The 22,418-nt window shown below is 68.0% G+C and carries 23 protein-coding genes and 1 tRNA gene; 12 read left to right on the top strand and 12 right to left on the bottom strand.

All coding sequences use genetic code 11. The features are described 5' to 3' along the window. Positions 1–16 precede the first annotated feature (16 nt). Genes AC27L4_RS01910 through AC27L4_RS01925 form a run of 4 tightly spaced genes read right to left on the bottom strand, consistent with a single transcriptional unit; the run spans position 17 to position 4,498 of the window. Positions 17–1,015: an ABC transporter permease gene (locus tag AC27L4_RS01910; RefSeq protein ID WP_487140257.1), complete on the bottom strand. Its 999-nt coding sequence runs from the start codon at positions 1,013–1,015 to the stop codon at positions 17–19. Next, positions 1,012–1,998 (bottom strand): ABC transporter permease, encoded by a 987-nt coding sequence (locus AC27L4_RS01915; protein WP_487140258.1) that lies wholly within the window; start codon positions 1,996–1,998, stop codon positions 1,012–1,014. Before AC27L4_RS01915 ends, AC27L4_RS01910 begins: the two co-directional genes overlap by 4 nt. Beyond that, a complete protein-coding gene (locus AC27L4_RS01920) occupies positions 1,995–3,524 on the bottom strand; it encodes a sugar ABC transporter ATP-binding protein (RefSeq protein WP_487140259.1) in 1,530 nt (509 codons plus the stop codon). Before AC27L4_RS01920 ends, AC27L4_RS01915 begins: the two co-directional genes overlap by 4 nt. Continuing rightward, positions 3,521–4,498, bottom strand: coding sequence for an aldo/keto reductase (locus AC27L4_RS01925; RefSeq protein WP_487140260.1), 978 nt, complete (start codon positions 4,496–4,498; stop codon positions 3,521–3,523). The genes AC27L4_RS01920 and AC27L4_RS01925 overlap by 4 nt, the downstream gene beginning before the upstream one ends. A gap of 254 nt (positions 4,499–4,752) precedes the next feature. On the opposite strand from AC27L4_RS01925, the gene AC27L4_RS01930 reads away from it, so the two are divergent. The 10 genes from AC27L4_RS01930 to AC27L4_RS01975 all read left to right on the top strand — a co-directional run bounded on the left by AC27L4_RS01930 (position 4,753) and on the right by AC27L4_RS01975 (position 12,093). Further along, positions 4,753–5,640, top strand: coding sequence for a dihydrodipicolinate synthase family protein (locus AC27L4_RS01930; protein WP_487140261.1), 888 nt, complete (start codon positions 4,753–4,755; stop codon positions 5,638–5,640). A gap of 13 nt (positions 5,641–5,653) precedes the next feature. After that, the gene (locus AC27L4_RS01935) at positions 5,654–6,826 is read left to right on the top strand and encodes an L-rhamnonate dehydratase (protein ID WP_487140262.1); all 1,173 of its coding nucleotides are present in this window, start codon (positions 5,654–5,656) and stop codon (positions 6,824–6,826) included. Positions 6,827–6,836: 10 nt separating this feature from the next. Then, positions 6,837–7,712, top strand: a complete 876-nt coding sequence (locus tag AC27L4_RS01940) for an amidohydrolase family protein (protein WP_487140263.1) — start codon at positions 6,837–6,839, stop codon at positions 7,710–7,712. A gap of 47 nt (positions 7,713–7,759) precedes the next feature. After that, entirely contained in the window at positions 7,760–8,548 is a 789-nt protein-coding gene (locus tag AC27L4_RS01945; protein WP_487140264.1) for a FadR/GntR family transcriptional regulator, read from the top strand. A 9-nt stretch (positions 8,549–8,557) separates the two neighbouring features. Next, positions 8,558–8,674, top strand: a complete 117-nt coding sequence (locus AC27L4_RS01950; RefSeq protein ID WP_487140265.1) for an L-rhamnose mutarotase — start codon at positions 8,558–8,560, stop codon at positions 8,672–8,674. Positions 8,675–8,817: 143 nt separating this feature from the next. Continuing rightward, positions 8,818–9,258: a DUF2948 family protein gene (locus AC27L4_RS01955; RefSeq protein ID WP_487140266.1), complete on the top strand. Its 441-nt coding sequence runs from the start codon at positions 8,818–8,820 to the stop codon at positions 9,256–9,258. A 2-nt stretch (positions 9,259–9,260) separates the two neighbouring features. Then, positions 9,261–10,556, top strand: a complete 1,296-nt coding sequence (hisD, locus tag AC27L4_RS01960; RefSeq protein ID WP_487140267.1) for a histidinol dehydrogenase — start codon at positions 9,261–9,263, stop codon at positions 10,554–10,556. Positions 10,557–10,566: 10 nt separating this feature from the next. Further along, positions 10,567–11,049, top strand: coding sequence for a UPF0262 family protein (locus tag AC27L4_RS01965; protein ID WP_487140268.1), 483 nt, complete (start codon positions 10,567–10,569; stop codon positions 11,047–11,049). Positions 11,050–11,052: 3 nt separating this feature from the next. After that, the gene (locus AC27L4_RS01970) at positions 11,053–11,496 is read left to right on the top strand and encodes an arsenate-mycothiol transferase ArsC (protein WP_487140269.1); all 444 of its coding nucleotides are present in this window, start codon (positions 11,053–11,055) and stop codon (positions 11,494–11,496) included. 135 nt (positions 11,497–11,631) lie between these two features. Next, positions 11,632–12,093 (top strand): META domain-containing protein, encoded by a 462-nt coding sequence (locus AC27L4_RS01975; protein ID WP_487140270.1) that lies wholly within the window; start codon positions 11,632–11,634, stop codon positions 12,091–12,093. A gap of 262 nt (positions 12,094–12,355) precedes the next feature. Here AC27L4_RS01975 and AC27L4_RS01980 read toward each other — a convergent pair whose 3' ends face one another. Beyond that, positions 12,356–14,392: an ABC transporter ATP-binding protein/permease gene (locus tag AC27L4_RS01980; RefSeq protein WP_487140271.1), complete on the bottom strand. Its 2,037-nt coding sequence runs from the start codon at positions 14,390–14,392 to the stop codon at positions 12,356–12,358. 251 nt (positions 14,393–14,643) lie between these two features. Beyond that, a complete protein-coding gene (locus AC27L4_RS01985) occupies positions 14,644–14,853 on the bottom strand; it encodes a cold-shock protein (RefSeq protein WP_487140272.1) in 210 nt (69 codons plus the stop codon). Between the two features lie 324 nt (positions 14,854–15,177). Between AC27L4_RS01985 and AC27L4_RS01990 the strand changes: the two genes are divergently transcribed. Continuing rightward, the gene (locus AC27L4_RS01990; protein WP_487140273.1) at positions 15,178–16,404 is read left to right on the top strand and encodes a tetratricopeptide repeat protein; all 1,227 of its coding nucleotides are present in this window, start codon (positions 15,178–15,180) and stop codon (positions 16,402–16,404) included. A gap of 281 nt (positions 16,405–16,685) precedes the next feature. Here AC27L4_RS01990 and murA read toward each other — a convergent pair whose 3' ends face one another. Further along, positions 16,686–17,981 carry a UDP-N-acetylglucosamine 1-carboxyvinyltransferase gene (murA, locus tag AC27L4_RS01995; RefSeq protein ID WP_487140274.1) on the bottom strand — a complete coding sequence of 432 codons (1,296 nt, stop codon included), beginning with the start codon at positions 17,979–17,981 and terminating at the stop codon, positions 16,686–16,688. A 143-nt stretch (positions 17,982–18,124) separates the two neighbouring features. Next, on the bottom strand, positions 18,125–18,307 hold the full coding sequence (locus tag AC27L4_RS02000; protein ID WP_487140275.1) for a hypothetical protein: 183 nt from the start codon (positions 18,305–18,307) through the stop codon (positions 18,125–18,127). Between the two features lie 75 nt (positions 18,308–18,382). Here AC27L4_RS02000 and AC27L4_RS02005 point away from each other — a divergent pair. Beyond that, positions 18,383–18,457: transfer RNA gene (locus AC27L4_RS02005), tRNA-Thr, on the top strand. Between the two features lie 117 nt (positions 18,458–18,574). Here the strand turns inward: AC27L4_RS02005 and AC27L4_RS02010 are convergent. The 4 genes from AC27L4_RS02010 to AC27L4_RS02025 all read right to left on the bottom strand — a co-directional run bounded on the left by AC27L4_RS02010 (position 18,575) and on the right by AC27L4_RS02025 (position 22,414). Next, entirely contained in the window at positions 18,575–19,099 is a 525-nt protein-coding gene (locus AC27L4_RS02010; RefSeq protein WP_487140276.1) for a hypothetical protein, read from the bottom strand. A gap of 84 nt (positions 19,100–19,183) precedes the next feature. Next, entirely contained in the window at positions 19,184–20,224 is a 1,041-nt protein-coding gene (locus AC27L4_RS02015) for an urea transporter (protein ID WP_487140277.1), read from the bottom strand. 173 nt (positions 20,225–20,397) lie between these two features. Next, the gene (gene ureC / locus AC27L4_RS02020; RefSeq protein ID WP_487140278.1) at positions 20,398–22,101 is read right to left on the bottom strand and encodes an urease subunit alpha; all 1,704 of its coding nucleotides are present in this window, start codon (positions 22,099–22,101) and stop codon (positions 20,398–20,400) included. 1 nt (position 22,102) lies between these two features. Then, positions 22,103–22,414: an urease subunit beta gene (locus AC27L4_RS02025; protein WP_487140279.1), complete on the bottom strand. Its 312-nt coding sequence runs from the start codon at positions 22,412–22,414 to the stop codon at positions 22,103–22,105. Between the last annotated feature and the right edge of the window lie 4 nt (positions 22,415–22,418).

Genomic DNA, 22,418 nt, shown 5'->3' on the forward strand with positions numbered 1-22,418 from the left:
CGCGCGGCTCCTCCGGCTATCTCTGGTTGCGCGAATAGATCGCGTTGGTCGCGATGATGGAGACGATGAGCAAGAGGCCCATCACCGTGAGCTGGAAGGTGACGGGGATATTGGCGACGGTCATGCCCGTGGCGATGATCACCAGGAGCCAGGAGGCGATGAAGGTGCCGAGGATGGTGCCGCGGCCGCCGAAGATGTAGGTGCCGCCGAGCATGACGATCAGCACCATCTGCAGTTCGCCGCCGGAGGCGAGGTCGTAGCGCACCGAGGCCAGGCGCGAGGCTGCCATCAGGCCGCAGACGGCGCTGGAGAGCCCCATCGCCACGAACAGGCCGAACTTGATCCGCCGCACCTTGATGCCGGCATGGCGGGCTGCGACCTCGCTGGTGCCGATCTGGTAGATCTGGCGTCCCAGGATGGTGGCGCCGAGCACGAAGGCGAGCGCCAGGGCGGCGATGGTGAAGACCAGGACCGGCACGGGGATGCCGAGGACCTCGCGGTAGTCGATGCCGACGAACCAGGCCGGGAACTTGCCGATCGACTTGTCGCCGGCCAACACCTTGGCCAAGCCCCGATACATGATCAGCGTACCGATGGTGACCATCAGCGAGGGCAGGCGCAACCACAGCACCATGAAGCCGTTGAAGGCGCCCATGACGAGGCCGGCAATGATGCTGGCGGTCATGGCCAGGCCGATCGGCAGGCCCGCCTGGAAGCAGGCGCCGAACAGGCAGGCGGTCAGCGCCATGGTGGCGGCGGGCGAGAGGTCGATCTCGCCGGCGACGATGACCAGGGTGAGGACCAGCGCCAGGATAGAGAATTCGGAATAATAGGTGGCGCTCTCGAGGATGAAGGCCAGCGAGGCGAAGAAGGGCGAAAGCAGGGAGGCCGTGACGATGGCGAGCGCCAGGAGGACCAGCGTCATCGTTTCCGGGCGCACCAGCAGGGTGCGCCAGAGCGGCAGCGGCCTGGCGGCGTCCTGCGGCGAGACGGCGGCGGTGCGAAGCTCGGTCATGCCGCGTCCCTCGCCAGCAGGCCCTTGAGTCCGCCCTGGCGGACGCTGCGGTCGATCACCAGGGCGACCAGGATCACCGCGCCGTAGATCGCATCCTGCCAGAAGCCGGAGACGCCGAGGATCGGCAGCGCCACGCTGACGGCGCCGAGCAGCAGCACGCCGAGCACGGTGCCGGCGACCGAGCCGACGCCGCCGTTGATCGAGACGCCGCCGATCACCACCGGCGCGATCACCGTGAACTCGAAGCCGACGCCGGTGATGCCCGGATTCACGTAGCCGAAGCGCGAGGCGTACATCACGCCGGCGAGGCCGGCGAGCGCGCCGGAGATGACGAAGACCAGCACGGTGATCGGCGCGGCGCGGATGCCGCGCAGCGGCGCCGCCACCGGGTTGGAGCCGATGGCGTAGATCTGCCGCCCGAGCCGCGTGTGGTCGAGGAAGAAATAGGTCGCGAGCGCGACGGCGAAGGCGATGAGGATGATCCAGGGAATGCCGAAGACCGGCGAGGTCTGGCTGAGCTCGATCAGGCTGCGCGGAATATATTGCGGGTCGACCTGCCGGGAGCCGGAGACATAGAACAGCAGGCCGCGATAAAGGCTGAGCGTGCCCAGCGTGACGATGATCGAGGGCAGGCGGAAGGCGGTCACCACCAGTCCGTTGACGAGGCCGAGCAGGCAGCCCAGCGCGATCGCGGCGATCACGCCGGCCAGGATCGGCAACTCCGGATGGTCGCGCCAGATCATGCCGGCGACGATCGCGGTGAAGCCGAGGATCGAGCCCATCGACAGGTCGACATGGCGGGCGACGATCACCATCATCTGGCCCATCGCCGCCACCATGATCAGCGGCACCGCGAGCAGCACGATGCGCAGCGTCTCGGCCGAGAGAAAGCGCGGCTGCAGGAGGCCGACGACCACCGAGAAGACGGCGATCATCACCACGATGCCGGCCTCGCGGCGGCGGAAGATCGAGGTAGCGGTCATGCTGCCTCCCGCCCGTCGGATTTGCGGCGCGGCACGGCGGCATGCATGACGCTCTCCTCGGTCGCCTCGCCGCGGGCGAGGCTGGCGGTGAGGCGGCCTTCCGACATCACCAGCACGCGGTCGCTGAGGGCGAGCAACTCCGGCAGCTCGGAGGAGATCACCAGGATGGCGCGGCCGGAGGCGGCCAGTTCGCCGATCATCTCGTAGAACTCCGCCTTGACGCCGATGTCGATGCCGCGGGTCGGCTCGTCGAGGATGAGGATCCGCGGATCGGTCAGCAGCCAGCGCGCCAGGATGGCCTTCTGCTGGTTGCCGCCGGAAAGCTCGCCGATCGGCTGGCGCTGGCTGGCGAGGCGGATGCGCAGCCGGCGCACGGCGTCGCCGGCGATGCTGCGTTCGAGGGCGCGGCGGATGATGCCGCGCGGGGCGATGGTCGCCGGCACGGCGGCGGTGATGTTCTGCTCGACCGGCAGGGTGCGGAAGATGCCGGCGACGGCCCGGTCCTCCGGCACGAAGGCGAGGCCGTGGGCGACAGCGTCGGACGGTTCGCGGATCGCGACCTCGCGGCCGTCGATGACGATGCTGCCGGAGGCGGCCGGTGCGACGCCGAAGATGGCGCGGGCCACATCGGTGCGTCCGGCGCCGACCAGGCCGCCGAGCCCGACGATCTCGCCCTTGCGCACCTCGAAGCTGATGGCCTCGAACCGGCCGGGCAGGGTCAGGCCCTTCACCGCCAGCGCCACCGCGCCGATCTCGGACTTGTGCCGGGGGATGTATCCCTGCACGTCGCGTCCGATCATCAGGCGGATGATGTCGGCGTCGGTGACGGCCGCGGTCTCGCTGGTGGCGATCTTGCTGCCGTCCCGGAACACGGTGACGCGGTCGCAGAGCGCCCGCACCTCCTCCAGCCGGTGGCTGATGAAGATGATGGTGCGGCCCTCCTGCCGGAGCTGGCGGGCGATGCCGAACAGGGTCTCGACCTCCCTGGGCGTGAGCGGGGCGGTCGGTTCGTCCATGATGATCAGGCGGCTGTCGCTGGCGAGCGCCCGGGCGATCTCGACCATCTGCTGGTCGGCGATCGACAGGCCGCGCATCGGCCGTGCCACGTCCAGGGTGATGCCGAGCCGGCCCATCAGGGCCTCGGCCTCGCGCTTCAGGTCGCCCCAGCGCACGCGCCCGAGCGGCGCGCCCTCATGGCGGCCCAGGACGAGGTTCTCCGCCACCGACAGGTCGGGGAAGGAGATCGGCTCCTGGTGGATCAGGGTGATGCCGAGCTTCTGCGCCGCCAGCGGGCTCGGCACCTCGACTTCGGCGCCGTTCAGGCTGAGCGTGCCGCGGCTCGGGCGGTGCACGCCGGCGATGATCTTGGCGAAGGTGGACTTGCCGGCGCCGTTCTCGCCCAGCAGCGCATGGATCTCGCCGATGTACAGGTCGAGGTCGACGTCGCGCAGCACCTCGACGCCGGCAAACTGCTTGGAGATGCCGCGCGCCGAGATCAGGATCGGCAGGGCTGCCGCGCCCGTCATGGGGTGGGCGCGTCCTTGTCGATCAGGCCCTGCGTCTTCAGGTCGGACCAGAAGCCGGCCGGGATCGGCTGATGGTGCGCGGCGACGTTCTGCTCCACCTCGCCCGGCCTCACTGCGCCGGGGATCTCGGAGACCACGGCCGGATGGGCGAGCACGAACTGCAGCGCCGCCGCGGGCAGCGCCACGGCGTGCGCCCTGCAGACCGCCTCGATGTCCCGCACCTTCTTCTGCACCGGCTCGGGCGCATTGGCGTAGCCGTATTTGGAGGTGCTGCCCGACCCCGTCGCCAGGATGCCGGAGGCGAAGGGCGAGCCGATGATGACGCTGACGCCGCGCTTCAGGCAGTCCGCCATGCCGGTGTGCAGGCTGCCCTGGTCGAGCAGGGTATAGGGCATGGCGACCAGCACGAAGTCGAGGTCGACCAGCGGCGCCACCGTCTCCAGCGCCTCGCGGGTGTTGATGCCCATGCCGATGGCCTGGATCTCGCCCCGCTTCTTCAGTTCCTCCAGCGCCTTGATGCCGGAATGGACGAGGTCCTTCTTGCGATAGCCGAAGTCCGGGCCCTGGTAGGCGGCGTCGAGGTCGTGGATGACCAGCGCGTCGATGGTGTTCAGGCCGAGCCGCATCATCGACTGCTCGTAGGAGCGCATGACGCCGTCATAGGAGTAGTCGTAGCGGTGCTGGAACGGCATGCCGCCCAGCCACATCTCCGACTTGAAGGTGGCGGGATCGAAGGGGCGCTCCAGGATGCGGCCGACCTTGGTGATCAGCTGGTACTCGCCGCGCGGCCGGTGCCGCAGCCCGTAGCCGAGGCGGTGCTCGGACAGGCCGAGGCCGTACCAGGGCGCGGTGTCGTAGAGCCGCACGCCGGCGTTCCAGGCGGCATCGATGGTGGCGTTCGCGTCCGCTTCCGTGACGAGGCTGTAGAGCTCGCCGAGATGGGCCGAGCCGTAGCCGAAGGTCGGCACGGTCATGGCGGTCTTGCCGACGCGGCGGCGTTCGAAGTCCCGGGGGCATGCATCCCTCCCGCAGCAGGTCTTGTCTGTTCTTATGGGACCAGAGGTCGTGTTGGCGCGCAAGTTGTCAGACAAAAATTAGTTTGACAAGATTTTTGCGCGCTGACAGAACCAGGGGCGAAGGCGGCCGAGACCGCCGGGACGGGAGTGGCGGAAAAGCGCTGGAATCGCAGGCTTTTCCCGCGGAATCGATGAACATTGCGGGGGTTGGCATGAGGCCCGGCGGCACCTATCCCATGCTGTTTGCCTTCTTCGACGAGGCTGGTGCGCTGCGTCGCGACGGCCTGACGCGGCAGGTCGAGGCGGCCATGGCGGCGGGAGCCTCCGGCGTCGCCGTGCTCGGCCTCGCCACGGAGGCGGGCAAGCTCACCCGTGCGGAAAAGGGCTCCCTGATCGACTGGGTGCGCGCCGACATCGCCGGCCGTCTGCCTCTGGCGGTGACCGTCGGCGAGCCGAACCTCGCCGAAATGATCGAGGCCGCCCGGGCGGCGCGCGCCGCCGGGGCCGACTGGCTGATCCTGCAGCCGCCGCGCCCGCCGATCGCCTCGCGCGAGCTCATCCGCTTCTTCGGGGCTGTGGCGGATGCCGTCGACTGTCCGGTCGGCATCCAGAACGCGCCGGAATTCCTCGGCGTCGGCCTCTCCCCGGCCGAGTTGGTGGAACTGAACCGGATCCATGCCAATGTCGGTATCGTCAAGGCCGAGTCGAGCGCCCTGGCAGTCGGCCATCTCATCGATGCGCTCGAGGGCCGGATGGCCGTGTTCAACGGCCGGGCCGGACTGGAGCTCACCGACAATTTCCGAGCCGGCGTCGACGGGATGATCCCGGGCGTCGAGACCCTCGACCTGCAGGTCGGCGTCGAGCGCGCCATGCGCGCCGGCCGGGAGGAAGAGGCGGAGGCGCTCTATCGGCGCCTGCTGCCCTTCGTCGCCTTCGCCATGCAGGGCATCGAGCATCTCGTGCTGCATGCCAAGCTGCTGGCCGCCCTCCGGCTCGGCCTCGCGCCCAGCGGCCGGCGCATTCCCTCCGACACGCTCACCGCCCGCGGCGAGGCCTGGGTCCGCCGCTTTGCCGGCGAGCTCGGCCCCCTGGCGTTCTAGGAAGGAGAAGGGCATGGCCCGCATCCGCGATGTCCGCACCACGATCTGGGAATGGGTCGGACCGGTGGCGCCGATGCCGCCGCATTTCTGCACGACGGCGAGCGACATCGTCGCCGACGTCAGCGGCACCATCTCGGGCTTCCGCTTCCTCGGCTGGCTGGTGGTGGAACTGGAGCTCGACGACGGCACGGTCGGCATCGGCAATGCGGCCCTCGCTCCGCATGCGGTGAAGACCACGATCGACACCTACCTCAGGCCGCTGCTGATCGGCCAGGACCCGTTCGATTCGGAATATCTCTGGCAGTCCATGTACCGGCGCACCTTGCCCTTCGGCCGCAAGGGCATCGGCATGACGGCGATCTCCGCCGTCGACCTCGCCGTCTGGGATGCCAAGGGCAAGCTGCTCGGCCAGCCGGTGTTCCGCCTGCTGGGCGGGCGCACCAAGCCGAAGATCCCCGTCTATGCCAGCCGGCTCTACAGCCAGCCGCTCGACGTGCTGCATGCCGAGGCCAAGGCCTATGCCGACCAGGGCTTCGGCGCCGTCAAGCTGCGCCTCGGCTGGGGCCCGAAGGACGGCATCGCCGGCATCGCCCGCAACATCGACCTGGTGCGGACCGTGCGTGAGGCCGTCGGCCCGGACGTCGACATCATGGCCGACGTCTACATGGGCTGGACCGTCGAATACGGCCGCCGCATGCTCCGGGCGCTCGAGCCCTGGAACCTGCGCTGGCTGGAGGAGCCGGTGGTGGCCGACGACATCGCCGGCTATGCCGAGTTGCGCGCCCTCGGCCATGTCGCAATCTCCGGCGGCGAGCATGAATACACGCTCGCCGGCTTCCGGCAGCTGATCGATGCCCGGGCCATCGACATCGCCCAGTTCGACGTCAACCGCGTCGGCGGCATCACCGCGGCCAGGAAGATCACCGACCTTTGCGAGGCCTACGACGTCCCGGTGATCCCGCATGCCGGCCAGATGCACAATTACCACATCACCTTGTCGAACTATGGCTGCCCGATCGCCGAGTATTTCCCGAAAGTGCCGGTCGAGGTCGGCAACGAGCTGTTCTGGTACATTTTCGACGGCGAGCCCGTGGCTGCGGCCGGCGCGGTCGATCTCGCCGACGACAAGCCCGGCTTCGGCCTGGCGCTGAAGACGCCGGACGCCAATTTCAAGCTGACGCGCTGAGAGGAACGCCATGCCCGACTTTCCGATCATCGACACGCATCTGCATGTCTGGGACCACGGCCAGCTGAAATATTCGGCCTTCGAGGGCAGCCCGCTGTTTTCCAGGAACTTCCATGTCGAGGATTATCGGCGCGACCTGGGCGCGGTGCAGGTCGAGGCCATGGTCTTCCTCGAGTGCTATGCCGATTTCTGGGAAGGGGGCGGCCAGTACGTCAAGGAGGTGCTGTTCGTCGAGGAGGAGGCACGGCGCGACCCCGGCATCAAGGCGATCGTGCCGATGGCGCCGCTCGAATGGGGCGCCCGGGCCGAGCCGATCCTGGTGGAGATGCAGGAGAAGCATCCGATGGTGCGCGGCATCCGCCGCATCGTCGAATTCGACCGGGATCCGCGCGCGCTCACCCTCTCCGAGGACTTCATCGCGGGCGTGAACCTGCTTGAAAAGTTCGGCTACCATTTCGAGATCAACGTCCATCACCATCAGATGGACATCGTGCGCGAGTTCGTGAAGCACATCCCGAACGTGCCGATGATCCTCGATCATTGCGGCAAGCCCGGTATCAAGGAAGGCGCGATCGCCCAGTACCGCGACGATGTGAAGGAGCTGGCGCGCCATCCCAACCTCTTCATCAAGCTCTCGGACCTGCCGGTCGAGGCCGACCTGCAGCACTGGACGGACGCGGATCTGCGTCCCTTCATCGACGCCACCTTCGAGAGCTTCGGCATCGACCGCACCATCTTCGCCGGCGACTGGCCGATCTGCCTGCAGGCCACCAGCATGACGCGCTGGGTCGAGACGCTCGACCGCGCCATGGCCGGGTTCTCGCCGGAGGAGACGCGCAAATTCTACCGCGACAACGCCAATTCCTTCTATCGCCTGGGGTTGTGAGCCGGGGCGGGGACCATTCCCGGACGGTCCGGGACCAAGGCAGGGATGTGAGCAAGCAGGTCAAAGATCCCGATTTCGGTGCCTTCGGCGCAGCGGAGACCGGCGAGGTCGTGCCCGAGGCGTTCGGTGGCGGCGCGCTGGAGCGGCGGCCGATCGCCGAGCAGGTGGCCAGCCGCATTATGGCGATGATCAAGTCGGGCAATCTGCGATCCGGCGACCGCCTGCCGACCGAGGCGCAGATGGGGATCGCCTTCGGCATCTCGCGCCCGCCGCTGCGCGAGGCGCTCAAGGCCCTGACGCTGATGGGCGTGCTCGAAAGCCGCCAGGGCGGGCGCTACACGGTGACGGATCTGTCGCCGAGCCGTCTGGTCGCGCCGTTCTCGACCATGCTCTCATTCGCCGACTACGACGTGGACGAGCATTTCGAGGCGCGGGTGGCGGTCGACCTCGAGCTCGTGCGCCTGTGCACCGAGCGAGCCGACGCCGAGACGCGGGCGCGGATCATGAAGCTCGCCGTCGACGGCCATGCCTTCCACGAGGATCCCGTGGCCTTCCGCCTGATCGACATCGAGTTCCACCGTGCCCTCAACAATGCCGGCGGCAGCCGCATGCTCGCGACCCTGGCCGAGGGGCTCTACGATGTCGGCCTGGACGTCCGCCGCATCGCCAGCGCCTTGCCCGGCGTGATCAAGGTCAGCGTCACCCAGCACGTCGATGTCGCCGAGGCTGTGATGGCCCGCGATCCCGCGGCGGCCATGGCCGCCTATCGCCGCCATCTGGAGCATGTGCGCGACACCACCCGCCAGGCCCAGGATATCGTCGCCAGAACGCCCTGAGAGGACGCCGTGCCCGAGCACGAGGTCATGAAACGCTGGTGGGCCTTCATGCGCGATATCATGGACGCCCATCCCGACAATGCGCCGGTGATGGTGCCGTTGCGGCGGGTGTTCCACCTGCCGTAGCGGCCGCGAAAGGCGGGCATGGCCGGAGCCGGATGCACCCGGCGCTGTCCGGCCGGACGCCCGGCTCGTCCCGACGCCGCTGGCGGCGATGGAAATCGAGCGAAGATCTTGCCGCAGCCGGCCGCAGACAGTACATCCCGCTCATGCTGTCCGTTGAACCCCTGAAGCTCCTGGCTTTCGACGAGGACGACCTCGCCGTGATCTCGACGCATCTGCAGGACGCGCAGGTCCGGCCGGCCGAGATTGCCTGGCTGCCGGCCGAGCGCCGCTTCGCTCTGGTCGTCGATCGGTTCGACTGGTGCGCCGCCGATTGCGGCGAGCGCCGCCGCCGCCGCACCGGCCTGCATTTCGACCGGGTGCTGGCGGTGCGCCGCGCCCGCTTCAGCCAGGATGGCGACACGGTGTCCAGCCTGGTGGCCATCGCCTTCGCGCCGTCCGATCCACCGGCCGGCAGCATCATCCTGAGCTTTGCCGACGGTGCGGCCATCCGGCTCGATGTCGAGTGCCTGGAGGCTGCCATGGCCGATCTCGATGCCGGACGCCCCTGCGAGGCCGAAGCTGCGCCCGCCTCCCTGAAAGGATAGCCATGCCGATCCGGCTCGACGCCCGCGATCCCGATTTCGAGACCGCGTTCCGCGCCTTGCTCGCCATGAAGCGCGAGGTTTCGGAGGACGTCGACCAGGCCGTGCGCGTCATTCTCGCCGATGTCGCCGCGCGCGGCGACGAGGCCGTCATCGAACTGACCGCCCGCTTCGATCGCCTGGATCTCACGCCGCCGGCCCTGCGGATCGGCCGCGATGAGATCGAGGCGGCGGCGGCCCGGTGCGAGGCGCCGGCGCTGGACGCGCTGAGGCTGGCGGCGGACCGCATCGCCGCCTACCACCGGCGCCAACTGCCGGCGGACGAGCGCTTCACCGACGCGCTCGGCGTCGAGCTCGGCTGGCGCTGGACCGCCATCGAGGCTGTCGGCCTCTACGTGCCCGGCGGCACCGCGGCCTATCCGTCCTCGGTGCTGATGAACGCCATCCCGGCCAAGGTCGCGGGCTGCCCGCGTGTGGTCATGGTGGTGCCGGCGCCCGGCGGGACGCTCAACCCGCTGGTGCTGGCGGCCGCCAGGCTGGCCGGCGTCGACGAGGTCTATCGCATCGGCGGCGCCCAGGCCGTGGCGGCGCTGGCCTACGGCACGGCGACGATCGCCCCGGTGGCCAAGATCGTCGGGCCGGGCAATGCCTATGTCGCCGCGGCCAAGCGCCGGGTGTTCGGCCGTGTCGGCATCGACATGATCGCCGGTCCCTCCGAGGTGCTGGTGATCGCCGACGGCAGCGCCGATCCGGCCTGGATCGCCGCCGACCTGCTGGCCCAGGCCGAGCACGACACCGCGGCCCAGTCGATCCTGATCACCGACAGCCCGGCGCTGGCGGACGCCGTCGAGCGGGCCGTGGCGGCGCAACTCGCCGTACTGCCGCGCCGCGACATCGCCGGCGCGAGCTGGCGCGATTTCGGCGCGGTCGTCCTGGTCGGGCGGCTGGCCGACGCCGTGCCGCTCGCCGACCGCATCGCCGCCGAGCATCTGGAGATCATCGGCGCCGATGCCGAGGCGCTGGCCGGGCGGATCCGCAATGCCGGCGCCATCTTCCTGGGGGCCCATACGCCCGAGGCCATCGGCGACTATGTCGGCGGCTCGAATCACGTGCTGCCGACCGCGCGGTCGGCCCGCTTCTCTTCCGGCCTCGGCGTGCTCGACTTCATGAAGCGCACCTCGATCCTCAAATGCGGGCCGGCGCAGCTGGCGGCGCTCGGGCCGGCGGCGATCGCCCTCGGCGAGGCCGAGGGCCTGGCCGCGCATGCGCGCTCGGTTTCGATCCGCTCGAACCTTGTGTAGGGTCGGGCCCATGTCCGGACCCCAGCTCCAGCGCCGCCTCGTCGCCGTCCACTTCGACGAGCGCAGCATCGGCCGCGGCAATTCGGACCAGGAGCACGAGCGCGGCGTGGCGGTCTACGATCTCCTGGAGGAGAACGAGTTCTGCCCGGATGGCCACGCGGGCGGCCCCTATGCCCTGTCGCTCTCGCTCCAGGAGGGGAGGCTGGTGTTCGACATCCGCACCGAGGCGGGCGAGCCCGTCGTCGCGCATATCCTGTCGCTGACGCCGTTCCGGCGCGTCATCCGCGACTATTTCATGATCTGCGAGAGCTACTACGCCGCCATCCGCAACGCCTCACCCTCGCAGATCGAGACGATCGACATGGCCCGCCGTGGTCTGCACAATGACGGCTCGGAACTGCTGCGCGAGCGACTGTCCGGCAAGATCGCCGTCGATTTTCCGACCGCGCGGCGTCTGTTCACGCTGATTTCCGTCCTGCACTGGAAGGGCTAGGCGGTGAGCGAGGGGCGGCGCCCTCAATCCGTGCTGTTCGCCTGCCGGCACAATGTCATCCGCTCGCTCATGGCGGAGGCGGTGGCGCGCTATTATTTCGGCGGCTCGATCTTCTTCTCTTCCGCCGGCGTGCGCACGTCCGACGCCGACCCCTTCGTCCCGGCGGTGCTCGAGGAGATCGGCATTCCGCCCGCCGGCCACCGTCCGCAGACCTTCGAGGAGTTGGAGGAGCTGGAGGGGCTCAATTTCGACCTGATCGTCTCGCTCGCCCCGGAGGCCCACCACAAGGCGCTGGACCTCACCCGCACCCTCGCCGCCGACGTCGAATACTGGCCGACGCCCGACCCCAGCTTCGTCCAGGGCAATCGCGAGCAGCGGATGGACGCCTATCGCGACGTGCGTGATTCGCTGATCAAGCGCATCACCGCCCGGCTCGGCAGCAGCTGATCGCGGCGGGCGCCGGAGCTGCAGCCGGCCATCTGCCGCAATTGCGACAAACCCGTCGGCTCTTGCTGCCCGCCGATGCGTTGCGGAATCCGACTCGCATCACTATCGTGCGCCGCGACGTACCGGAGGCTATCGATGCGCGTCTTGCGTTCCCTGTTCCTGCCCGCCGTGCTGGCCAGCGCGGTCGCCGGCTGCTCGATGTTCGACAAGACGACGCCGAGCGGCGTCAAGCCGATCGTTCCCAAGCCCCTGGAGAAGGTCGAGGTCGCCTTCCCCTTCGACCGCACCTTCGTCGCCTTGAGTTACAAGGACCAGCGCTTCAAGGACGACCGTCCGAGCATCCTGGTGTCGCAGAACAATCGCGGGACCGGTTACTCCGCCTGCAACAACTGGTCGGCGACGATCGTGCCGCGCAAGGACAACCGGATGGTGGTCGGCCCGGTCGCCGTCAGCAAGCGCGTCTGCGACCAGCGCCTGATGCACAACGAGCAGGTGTTCCTGTTCGTGCTGCGGACCGCCCAGACCTGGGGCTATGACGGCCGGATCCTCACCCTCACCGGTCCCTATGGCTCGATGACGTTCGAATCCGCCGTGTAAGGACGCGTCGACGAATAAGTGCGTCAAACGCGGCGCCGGCTACTCTCCTCCCCCTTGTGGGGAGGAGTACGAGGTGGGGGTCCCACAGGATGGAACTCGTCCTGCACGACCCCCATCCCTTACCCTTCCCCACAAGGGGGAAGGGATCGGCAGGCGTCGCGACCGATTCTCTTATTGTCCGACGGACCCTAAGCTCCGACGGACAGGGAGGGACGCCCCTCCCCATCCTGCGATGTCCCGGGCCGGCGCGGGCCCAGCGGCCTCACTCCGCCGCGGTGCTGAACGCGTGCAGCGGCGCATCGACGACCCGCCCCGTGTCGCCGTCCCGCTCGATCGCCACCCGGCGGTCGTGCAGTTTGACCAGCGACGAGCGGTGGCCGATCGACACGATGGTGGTCTCCGGCAGCGCCTCGCGCAGCGTTCGATAGACATTGGACTCGGCCTTCTCGTCGAGCGCGGCGGTCGCCTCGTCGAGGAACAGCCATTTCGGCTGGCGCAGCAGGGCCCGCACGATCGAGACGCGCTGCTTCTCGCCGCCCGAAAGGGCGCTGCTCCAGTTCTCCGTGCGGTCGAGCTGATCGTTGAGATGCTGCAGGCCGACCTGGCGCATCGCCGTGCGCAGGGTCTCGTCGGAGAAGGCCGTTTCGTCCGACGGATAGGCGAATGCGGCGCGCAGGGTGCCCAGCGGCAGATAGGGCTGCTGCGGCAGCATCATGACATCTTCGTTCACCTGCGTCCTGACGTGGCCCGAGCCGAATGGCCAGATGCCGGCGAGGGCACGCAGCAAGGTGGTCTTGCCCGACCCCGACGGACCGGTGACGAGCGTGCGCTCGCCCCGATGGAAGGCGACATTGGCCTTGTTGAACAGCTTGTGGCCGTTCGGCAGCCGAAGCTCGAGGTCCTGCGTGGAGACAGTGCCGTCCGTGCCGCCGTGGTCGACCTTGATCCCTTCGTTGCGTGCCGCGTCCGCCTTGGCGATCGCGTGGTCGAAGCCTGTCAGTCGGTCGATGACGGCTTTGTAGGATGCGATCGAGCTGTAGAAGTTCACGAAGAAGGAGAAGGCGTCGAGCACCTGGCCGAAGGCCTGACTGGTCTGGGTTACGCTGCCGAGCTTGAGGGCGGCATTGGTGAAATAGGCGGGGGCGAGGAAGACCATCGGCAGGACGTTCATCGCCTGGTTGTAGCTCAAGGTCCAGCAAGTCAGCTTGACCTGCCGAACGGCCACATCGAGCGTGTTGCGGAAGACGGCCGAGAACCTGTTCATCAGGTTTCGAGCTTCGGTGCTCTCACCGTCGAGCAGGGCGATCTGCTCGGCATTTTCGCGCACGCGCACAAGATTAAAGCGGAAATCCGCTTCCACCCGCTGCTTGCGGAAATTGAGGGACACCAGCGGACGGCCAATGATGTGGGAGACGACAGTCGCGACCACGGCGAAGGTCAGGGCGAGCCACACCAGGTAACCCGGCACTGAGCTCAGGTTGAACCCTCCAACCGAATAGGGAAACTGGCCCGACAGTTCCCACAGGATCCGGACGAAGGCATAAAGGCTGAGGCTGGTGACGAAAATCTGCACGTAGAATCCGAGCGTCGTCGTCACGAAGTCGTTCACGTCCTCGGCGATACGCTGGTCAGGGTTGTCGGTGTGTTCCGCTGCGAGGCCGAGGCGATAATGCGTCTTGTCGCCAAGCCACTGCTGAATGTAACGATTGGTGAGCCAGCGGCGCCAATGAACTTGAAGAATCTGAGTGAGATAATACTCAAGCAATCCTCGCCCGACCCAGAATATTGCAACAATGGTGAATGTCAGGACCGCGGCCCAAAAACCGGACGCGTCCTTTTCCTGCAGGGACGTGTAGAGAGCGTTGTTGTTGTAGCTGAACAGGACGGTCAGATAGACCTGCACGACATTGAGGACGACGATGACGCCGAACAGGCCGAGTCCGATCCAGCGCTCCGGCAGCCGCCATGTGCCGAGCAGGCCCAGTTCGAGGTCGGTGCTCTCGCGCGCCTCGAAATAGGGAGCGGCCTTGTCGATGACGCCGCGGATCAGGGGGACGAAGCAGATCGCGTAATTCACCAGTGCCAGGATCGCTGAGACCAAGGCGGCGTGGGGCGGTGGCAGGTAGGGTACGATGGCGTCCGGCAGCAGCCCGGCTTCGTTCACGGCGGTGATGGTGCCGAGCGCCAGGAACGAGATGGCGAACAGCCCGATCAGGAAGCTCATGATCGTGGGCAGGCGTACCGACAGGGCCAGGATCGCGGCGAGCACGACGGCTGCCACCGGCAGATAGATCGGCACGGGGCCGAAGGCGGCACCCGCGGCGAAGCCGAGGGCGGCCAGGGCCGAGAGGCCGGAGAGGAAACGGATCATGTAGAAAGCCTTCTTGGGCGGGCGGCGAAGCCCCCTATGCAGGCGGCGAAAGTGTCATGAGCAAGGTGAGGCTGCAAATGACGATGCCGTAAGCTTGCGGACCGATCGTCGCGGAGCGGCTGGCGCAACAAAAAAGGCGCGCTGATGCGCGCCTTCGCAGTCGTTCGCGGCCCGTCCTGTCAGACGGCCTTGAGATTGCCCGCCGCGGCCTTGCCGGTCTTGCGGTCGGTGAGTATTTCGTAGTCGATCTTCTGGCCTTCGCGCAGTTCCGACAGGCCGGCGCGCTCGACGGCGGTGATGTGGACGAACACGTCGCGGCCGCCGTCATCCGGCTGGATGAAGCCATAGCCTTTCTGGGTGTTGAACCACTTCACGGTTCCGGTGCTCATGGATGGTCCTCTGCTTCGGTCTGGGAGCGTGGACGAGGCGCCCTTGCGCCGCGTCCGATGTTGACGTTTGGGGAGGTGTCCTGAACGTGCGCCCTGCGAAGCAAAGCGAAACGGCCCAGCCGTCCGGCCAAATCGAGGCGCTTTGGATATCATGAACTTGCGCTGGCTCACAAGGCCGGGGCGAATCGGTTGCGCGGCGGCGCGGGACGGCTTGGCGGGACCGGTTGCGCGGAAGAAACCTGTTGCCAACCGGACTGCGGATGGGTCTTCAATCGCCGCATGCTGCCTTGCGCACCCCACTGCCGACGGCCCCGACCCATGATCATGCGACTGCGTTGTCTTGTGCTTGCCCTGCTTCTCGCCGCCCCGGGCGTGGCCCTGGCGGCGGCGGGCGACACGGACCGCGATTGCTCGACCGGTGATGCCGAGGTCCGCATTCCCGCCTGTTCCACCTTGCTGGAGCGGACGTTGAGCAAGCCGACGCGCGCCCTGGTGCTCTACCGGCGCGGCACGGCCTATGCCAGCCGCGGTGACGACGCCAAGGCGGTGGACGATTTCACCGCCGCGCTCGGCCTGCAGCCGCGCGATGTCGCGGCCCTGACGGCGAGGGCCGACGCGCTGGCCCGCCTGGGCAAGACCGACACCGCGCTGGCCGACTATGGCGCCGCCATCGATGCGGACCGCAAATCGGCGCTGACGCGGATCAATCGCGGCTTCGCCCTGCTCGGGCTGGAGCGCTATGGCGAGGCGATCAAGGACTTCGACGACGCCCTCGCCCTCAATCCGCGCCAGGCCGAGGGCTACAAGGGGCGGGCCGATGCCTACCGCGCCCAGGGCCGGCACATCGCCGCGCTGGAGGACTATGCCGCGGCCATCCGCATCGACAAGTCCTATCGCAACGCCATCTACGGCCGGGCTCGCAGCTTCATCGCCATGCGCGACTTCACCCGCGCCATTGCCGAGCTCGACAAGGCGATCGATCTCGATCCGGAGTTCGATTCTGCCTATTTCAGCCGCGGCTATGCTCGCTGGCAGCTCGGCGACACCGATGGCGGCCTGGAGGACTACACCAAGGCCCTGTCGCTCACCACCGAGTTTCCCGCCGCCCGGCTGGAGCGCGGCCAGCTCTATGCCGCCGTGCACCGCTATGACGAGGCGCTGGCCGATCTGGACGAGGCCATCCGCGAGCGGCCCGAGGACGCCGACGCCTATGTGTCGCGCGGCACCACGTGGCGGGCGCTGGGCGACTACGAGCGTTCCGCCGAGGACCTGACCAAGGCGATCGAGCGATCCAAGGGGGCTGCGGCCCCGTATGACGAGCGGGCGCAGACCTATCTGCTCGACGACAAGCTCGACGAGGCGCTTCGCGACGCCGACGACGCCATCGCCCTTCGCGACGACGTCGCCGATTATTACGAGACCCGGGGCAGGGTGCGTGAGGCCCGCGGCGACCGCGACCTCGCCATCGCCGATTTCCGCAAGGCGGTGGCGCTGAACCCGAACCAGAAGGCGGCTCGTGCTGGCCTCTCGCGCATCGGCGCGACGCCATAGAGCGGCAGCCCCGGCCTTGCACCCAGACCCGCCTTTGCCGCATTCCTCGACAAGATCGCATGCGATCTTGTCGAAGCGGCCGGATCAAGTGGCATAGGCGTCAACACAGCTAATCATCGGAAAAACGGGCTCACCCGTCCAGCAGCGTCGTGGCCGGACTTGATCCGGCCATGGCGCGACTGAATGGGCAGCCGATTTCTTCACGATCACTTGATCTTAACGCCTACGGGTCACGCCCGACCACGACGCCAACGTCGATTCACCGATGGACGGACAGCGCCTCAGCGCTCGCCCGAGATTCGCTCGATCAGGGCGCCGCAGGCCGAGAGCTTGCGCTCGAGCTGCTCGAAGCCGCGGTCGAGATGGTAGACGCGATTGACCGTGGTCTCGCCTTCGGCGGCAAGGCCGGCAATCACCAGTGACACCGAGGCGCGCAGGTCGGTCGCCATCACCGGCGCGCCCTTGAGCCGCGACACGCCCTCCACCGTGGCGGTCTGGCCGTCGAGATGGATATGTGCGCCCAGCCGCGCCAGCTCCTGCACATGCATGAAGCGGTTCTCGAAGATCGTCTCGGTGATCTTCGAGGTGCCCTTGGCGCGGGTCATCAGGCCCATCAGCTGGGCCTGCAGGTCGGTCGGGAAGCCCGGATGCGGTTCGGTGGTGACCGAGACCGGGCCGATCCCATGGCCGTTGCGTCGGACGCGGATGCCCTCGTTGGTGGCAGCGATCTCCGCGCCGGCTTCGGTGAGCACGTCGAGCGCCGTCTGCAGGAGCTCGGGCTGGGCGCCTTCGAGCAGCACGTCGCCGCCGGCCATGGCCACGCACATCGCATAGGTGCCGGTCTCGATCCGGTCCGACACGACGCGATGATGGGTGCCGTGCAGGCGCGAGACGCCGGTGACTTCGATGGTGGCGGTGCCGGCGCCCTTGATCTTGGCGCCCATCTTGACCAGGCAGTCGGCGAGGTCGACGACCTCCGGCTCGCACGCGGCGTTGTGGATCACCGTGGTGCCCTGGGCCAGCGTCGCCGCCATCAGCGCCGTGTGGGTGCCGCCGACCGTCACCTTGGGAAAATCGATTTCGGCGCCCCTGAGCCCGCCGGGCGCCTTGGCGACGACGTAGCCGTTCTCGATCTCGATCGAGGCGCCGAGCCGCTCCAGCGCCATCAGGAGCAGGTCGACCGGCCGGGTGCCGATGGCGCAGCCGCCGGGCAGCGACACCCGGGCATGGCCCATGCGCGCGACCAGCGGCGCGACCACCCAGAAGCTGGCGCGCATCTTCGACACCAGCTCGTAGGGGGCCGTGGTGTCGACGATGGTGCGGGCGTCGAGCCGCACGGTCTGCCCGGTCAGCTCGACCTCGCCGGGCCGCTTGCCGGCCACGGTCATGTCGACGCCGTGATTGCCGAGGATGCGGGCGAGCTGCGACACGTCGGCGAGGCGCGGGACATTGGCGAGGGTGAGGATGTCCTCGGAGAGCAGGCTCGCGATCATCAGCGGCAGGGCGGCGTTCTTGGCGCCGGAGATCGGAATCACGCCGTTGAGCGGCGCGCCGCCGGTGATCTTGATGCGGTCCATGAGCAGTCCTTCACGGAAACGGGCAGGCTCGCCGCCGAACCGCTCCGGGAGGCGGACTGTCGGCGAATCTGCGGAGCGGCAAGGTTAATCGTTCCGAGTAAACGAACGAAGAAGGCCGAACAAGGGATCGGCCGGCTCCGCGTTCACGCACCGTCGTCCTGTGACTTTTGCGCATCGGCCGGCGCGGCCGACGCCTCGTCTCGTTCCGCCGCCTGCCGGGCTCGGGCCTGTCCCTTGCGCCGGGCGAGGTTGGCCCGCAGCGCCTTGGCCAGCCGCTCGGCCCGTTCGTCGGCCTTTCCCGACGCCTTGTCCACCTTATCCGCCACAGGCCTCACCATCGGGCTTGCACCAAGCCCTCCCTTGTGGCACTAGGGCGGCGCGACGCGCAACCGCGCCGAGATGCTGCCGTAGCTCAGTGGTAGAGCACTCCATTGGTAATGGAGAGGTCGACAGTTCAATCCTGTCTGGCAGCACCATCCAACTCTCTGAAAATCCTGTAGAAATTATGCTCTGAAATTTCCGGGGCCCGATGCCGTTCGGCCGGCGCAGGCAGGACATGGCGCGCCGGCTGCTGGAAAATCCGTGGAAGGCGGCTAACGCGAGTCGGGGCGGAGGACCTTGCGGACCGTCACGGTCGCGGCGGCGAGGCGGCGGTAGAGTCGGCGGCGGCGGGCATGCGGCAGCCAGTCGTAGAGGAAGATTTCGGTCGGGCGCCAGATCACCACCCATCCGACGATGATGAAGCTTTCCTGCAGCACGCGGGCGAACGGCCCTTCGGATCGCTGGGACAGGGCCCAGGCCAGGAACATGCAGACGGACAGGGCGGCGAGGCCGATCAGCAGGGCGAGGCGGCCGTCCCGGAACAGGTCGCGTATGGCTTTGTCCTCGGCCGCGGCCCGCGCGCCGAACCAGCCGGTGATAGCGCTGCGCAGGTCGAGCTCGGTGCCGCTTTCGGGGCCTGCCGGCTGGAGGTGGACGACGATGGCGATCGGCTGGTCCTTGGGCAGCTCCATCGCCCGGTCGACGATGAACTCTTCCGCGTCGCCGGCAAGATCACGCTCCCGGAACGGGAAGGGGTCCAGCGTGTTGAAGAGCTGGTCGACATCGTGCAGGCGCAACTCGATGGCCGCCGCATCGTGGTGGGTGCTCAGGATGAACCTCCGGGACTGCTGCTTGGTGGACGGCCGTCGCGTCGGGCCGGCTCACCCCGCCTTGCCGGTCAGGGTGGCGAGATAGCGTTGCCGGTTCTTCTCGGGCGTGGCCGCCTCCGCGGGCGGGACAGGCACCAGCGCCTTGAAGCCGTACTGGCCGATCAGCATCAGCCAGGTGACGAGGACGAAGGTCGAGGTGAAGACCGGCATGCCGATCGGCTTCAGGAAGATCGCGACCGAGGCCCAGAGCCAGGTCGTCACGACCACGCCGAAGACGGTGTAGAGGAAACTCTGCCAGGTCAGCACCAGGAAGAAGCCGCCGAGCGCCAGGGCGGTGAGCGCGGCGTTGTAGCCGAACAGGCCGTCGCGGATCGCTCCCTCCGGCGCGCCGTAGGCGACCGCGACCAGCGCGGCGAGCGCGGCGCCCATCAGCGCCATGCCGGCGCCGATGCGCGAATGCACGGCGATGCCGACCAGGATGAGATAGCCGCTGATCCAGTTGTCCTGGAAGAAGATCTGCCCGATCGCATTGCCGATGCCCATGTACCAGGTGGGCAGGACATAGGCGACGCCCTCCTGGAACTGCTCAGGCGACACCGGCTTGGCCAGCGGGCCGGCGTCGATGCTGCTGAACTTCAGCACCGCGAACAGGAACAGCCAGCCGACCAGGACGAAGGGGGCGGTCAAGGCGGCGACCTTGTGCGGGCCGAGCAGGGTGGCGAAGCTGGAGAACACCATGCTGGTCATGGCTGCCGCGAAGGCGATGTAGACCACCATGGCAAGCGAGGGCACCGCGCCGGTGCGGAAGTTCTCGCTGGTGAAGGCGATCAGCGCCAGGGCGACCAGGGCGCCGTTGAAGCCGAACAGCCCGTCGCGGATCAGCCCCTTGTCGGCCTTGAGCACGATCGCCGCGGCGGTGGCGACGACGACGCCGAGAATGCAGATCGAGCCGTAGATCCAGGAGTTGAAGAACAGCGCCGCCAGGATGATCAGCCCGGAGAGCGGGTTGTTCTGGAACACCACCTGGCCGATGCCGCGCAGTGACCAGTCGACGAAACCGAGGCTGGGATGGTCCTGGAACTGGTTCAGCATCACGGATCGTCCTTCCCCCTGGCCGCGATCCCGTCCGGCCGGGACGACGCGGATCTCGCATTGATGTCGGCAGGTCGGGAACACGGTCGGCTCGACCCCGGCGGCGGCGACGCAGCAGGGTAGCGCCGCACCCTGGCGCCCCGCCGGCTTCAACCGACCGTGTTCCGGTCTCGTCAGAACAGGAAGTAGCGCTGCGCCATCGGCAGGCTGTCCGCCGGCTCGCAGGTGATGACCTCCCCGTTCACCCGCACCTGGTAGTTCTGCGGGTCGACCTCGATCTTCGGCGCCAGGCCGTTGTGGATCATGTCCTTCTTGCGGACGGTGCGCGTGCCGCGGACGGCGACCAGGGTCTTGTCCAGCCGCAGCCTCTGGCCGATGCCGTCATCGAGCGCCGCCTGGGAGACGAAGGTGACGCCGGTCGAGGCGCGGGCGCGGCCGAGCACGCCGTACATCGGCCGGTAGTGCACCGGTTGCGGCGTCGAGATCGAGGCGTTGGGGTCGCCCATCGGCGCGACGGCGATCATGCCGCCGAGCAGGACCAGCGACGGCTTGACGCCGAAGAAGGACGTCTTCCACAGCACGAGATCCGCACGCTTGCCGACCGCGATCGAGCCGATCTCATGGGCGAAGCCGTGGGTGATCGCCGGGTTGATCGTGTACTTGGCGACATAGCGCTTGACGCGGAAATTGTCGTTCCGCCCGTTGTCCTCGGGCAGCGGCCCGCGCTGCACCTTCATCTTGTGGGCGGTCTGCCAGCAGCGCAGCGTCGTCTCGCCGATGCGGCCCATGGCCTGCGAGTCCGAGGACATCATGGAGAGCGCGCCGATGTCGTGCAGGATGTCTTCGGCGGCGATCGTCTCCTTGCGGATGCGCGATTCGGCGAAGGCGACGTCCTCTGGGATCTGCGGGCTGAGATGGTGGCACACCATCAGCATGTCGAGATGCTCGTCGATGGTGTTGACGGTGTAGGGCCGCGTCGGGTTGGTGGAGGACGGCAGGATGTTCTCTTCGCCCGCCGCCGTGATGATGTCGGGGGCATGGCCGCCGCCGGCGCCCTCGGTGTGGAAGGAGTGGATGGCGCGGCCCTTCATCGCCGCGAAGGTCTGCTTGACGAAGCCGCTTTCGTTGAGCGTGTCGGAATGGAGGGCGACCTGGACATCCAGCTCGTCGGCGACCGTGAGGCAGGTGTCGATCGCCGCGGGCGTGGTGCCCCAGTCCTCGTGCAGCTTGAGGCCGATGACGCCGGCTCGGATCTGCTCGCGCAGCGGTTCGGCCTGGCTGGCATTGCCCTTGCCGAGCAGGCCGACATTGATCGGCAGGTCCTCGACGGCCTCGAGCATGCGGTGGATGTTCCACGGCCCGGGCGTCACCGTCGTCGCCAGGGTGCCGACCGAGGGGCCGGTGCCGCCGCCGACCAGGGTGGTGGTGCCGCTGGCGAGGGCCTCGTCCGCTTGTTGGGGAGCGATGAAGTGGATGTGCGTGTCGATGCCGCCGGCGGTCAGGATCTTGCCTTCTCCGGCGATGACATCCGTGCCCGGGCCGATGATGATGTCGACCTTGGGCTGGATGTCCGGGTTGCCGGCCTTGCCGATGCCGGAGATGCGGCCGTTCTTGATGCCGACATCGGCCTTCACGATGCCCCAGTGGTCGAGGATGATCACGTTGGTGATGACGAGGTCGGCGACGTCGGCCGCGAGCCGCTGGCTCTGGCCCATGCCGTCGCGGATGACCTTGCCGCCGCCGAAGGTGACTTCGTCGCCGTAGACGGTGTGGTCCTGCTCGATCTCGATCACCAGCTCGGTGTCGGCGAGGCGGATCCGGTCGCCCTTGGTCGGGCCGTAGAGGTCGGCGTAGGTGCGTCTTTCGATCCTGGCCATCTCAGCGCTCCAGCTTGCCCATGACCTTGGCGTTGAAGCCGTAGACCTCGCGGCCGCCGGCGAGGGCGACCAATTCCACCGTGCGGTCCTGCCCCGGCTCGAAGCGCACGGCCGTGCCGGCCGGGATGTTCAGGCGGAAGCCCCGCGCCGAGGCCCGGTCGAAGACCAGTGCCTCATTGGTCTCGAAGAAATGGTAGTGCGAGCCGACCTGGATCGGCCGATCGCCGGAGTTGGCGACCTTGACCGACCGCGTCTCCCGGCCGGCATTGAGCTCCAGCGTGCCGTCCTCGAGGAAATATTCGCCCGGTATCATCTCG

It is taken from the genome of Labrys sp. Lb11, assembly GCF_057554225.1.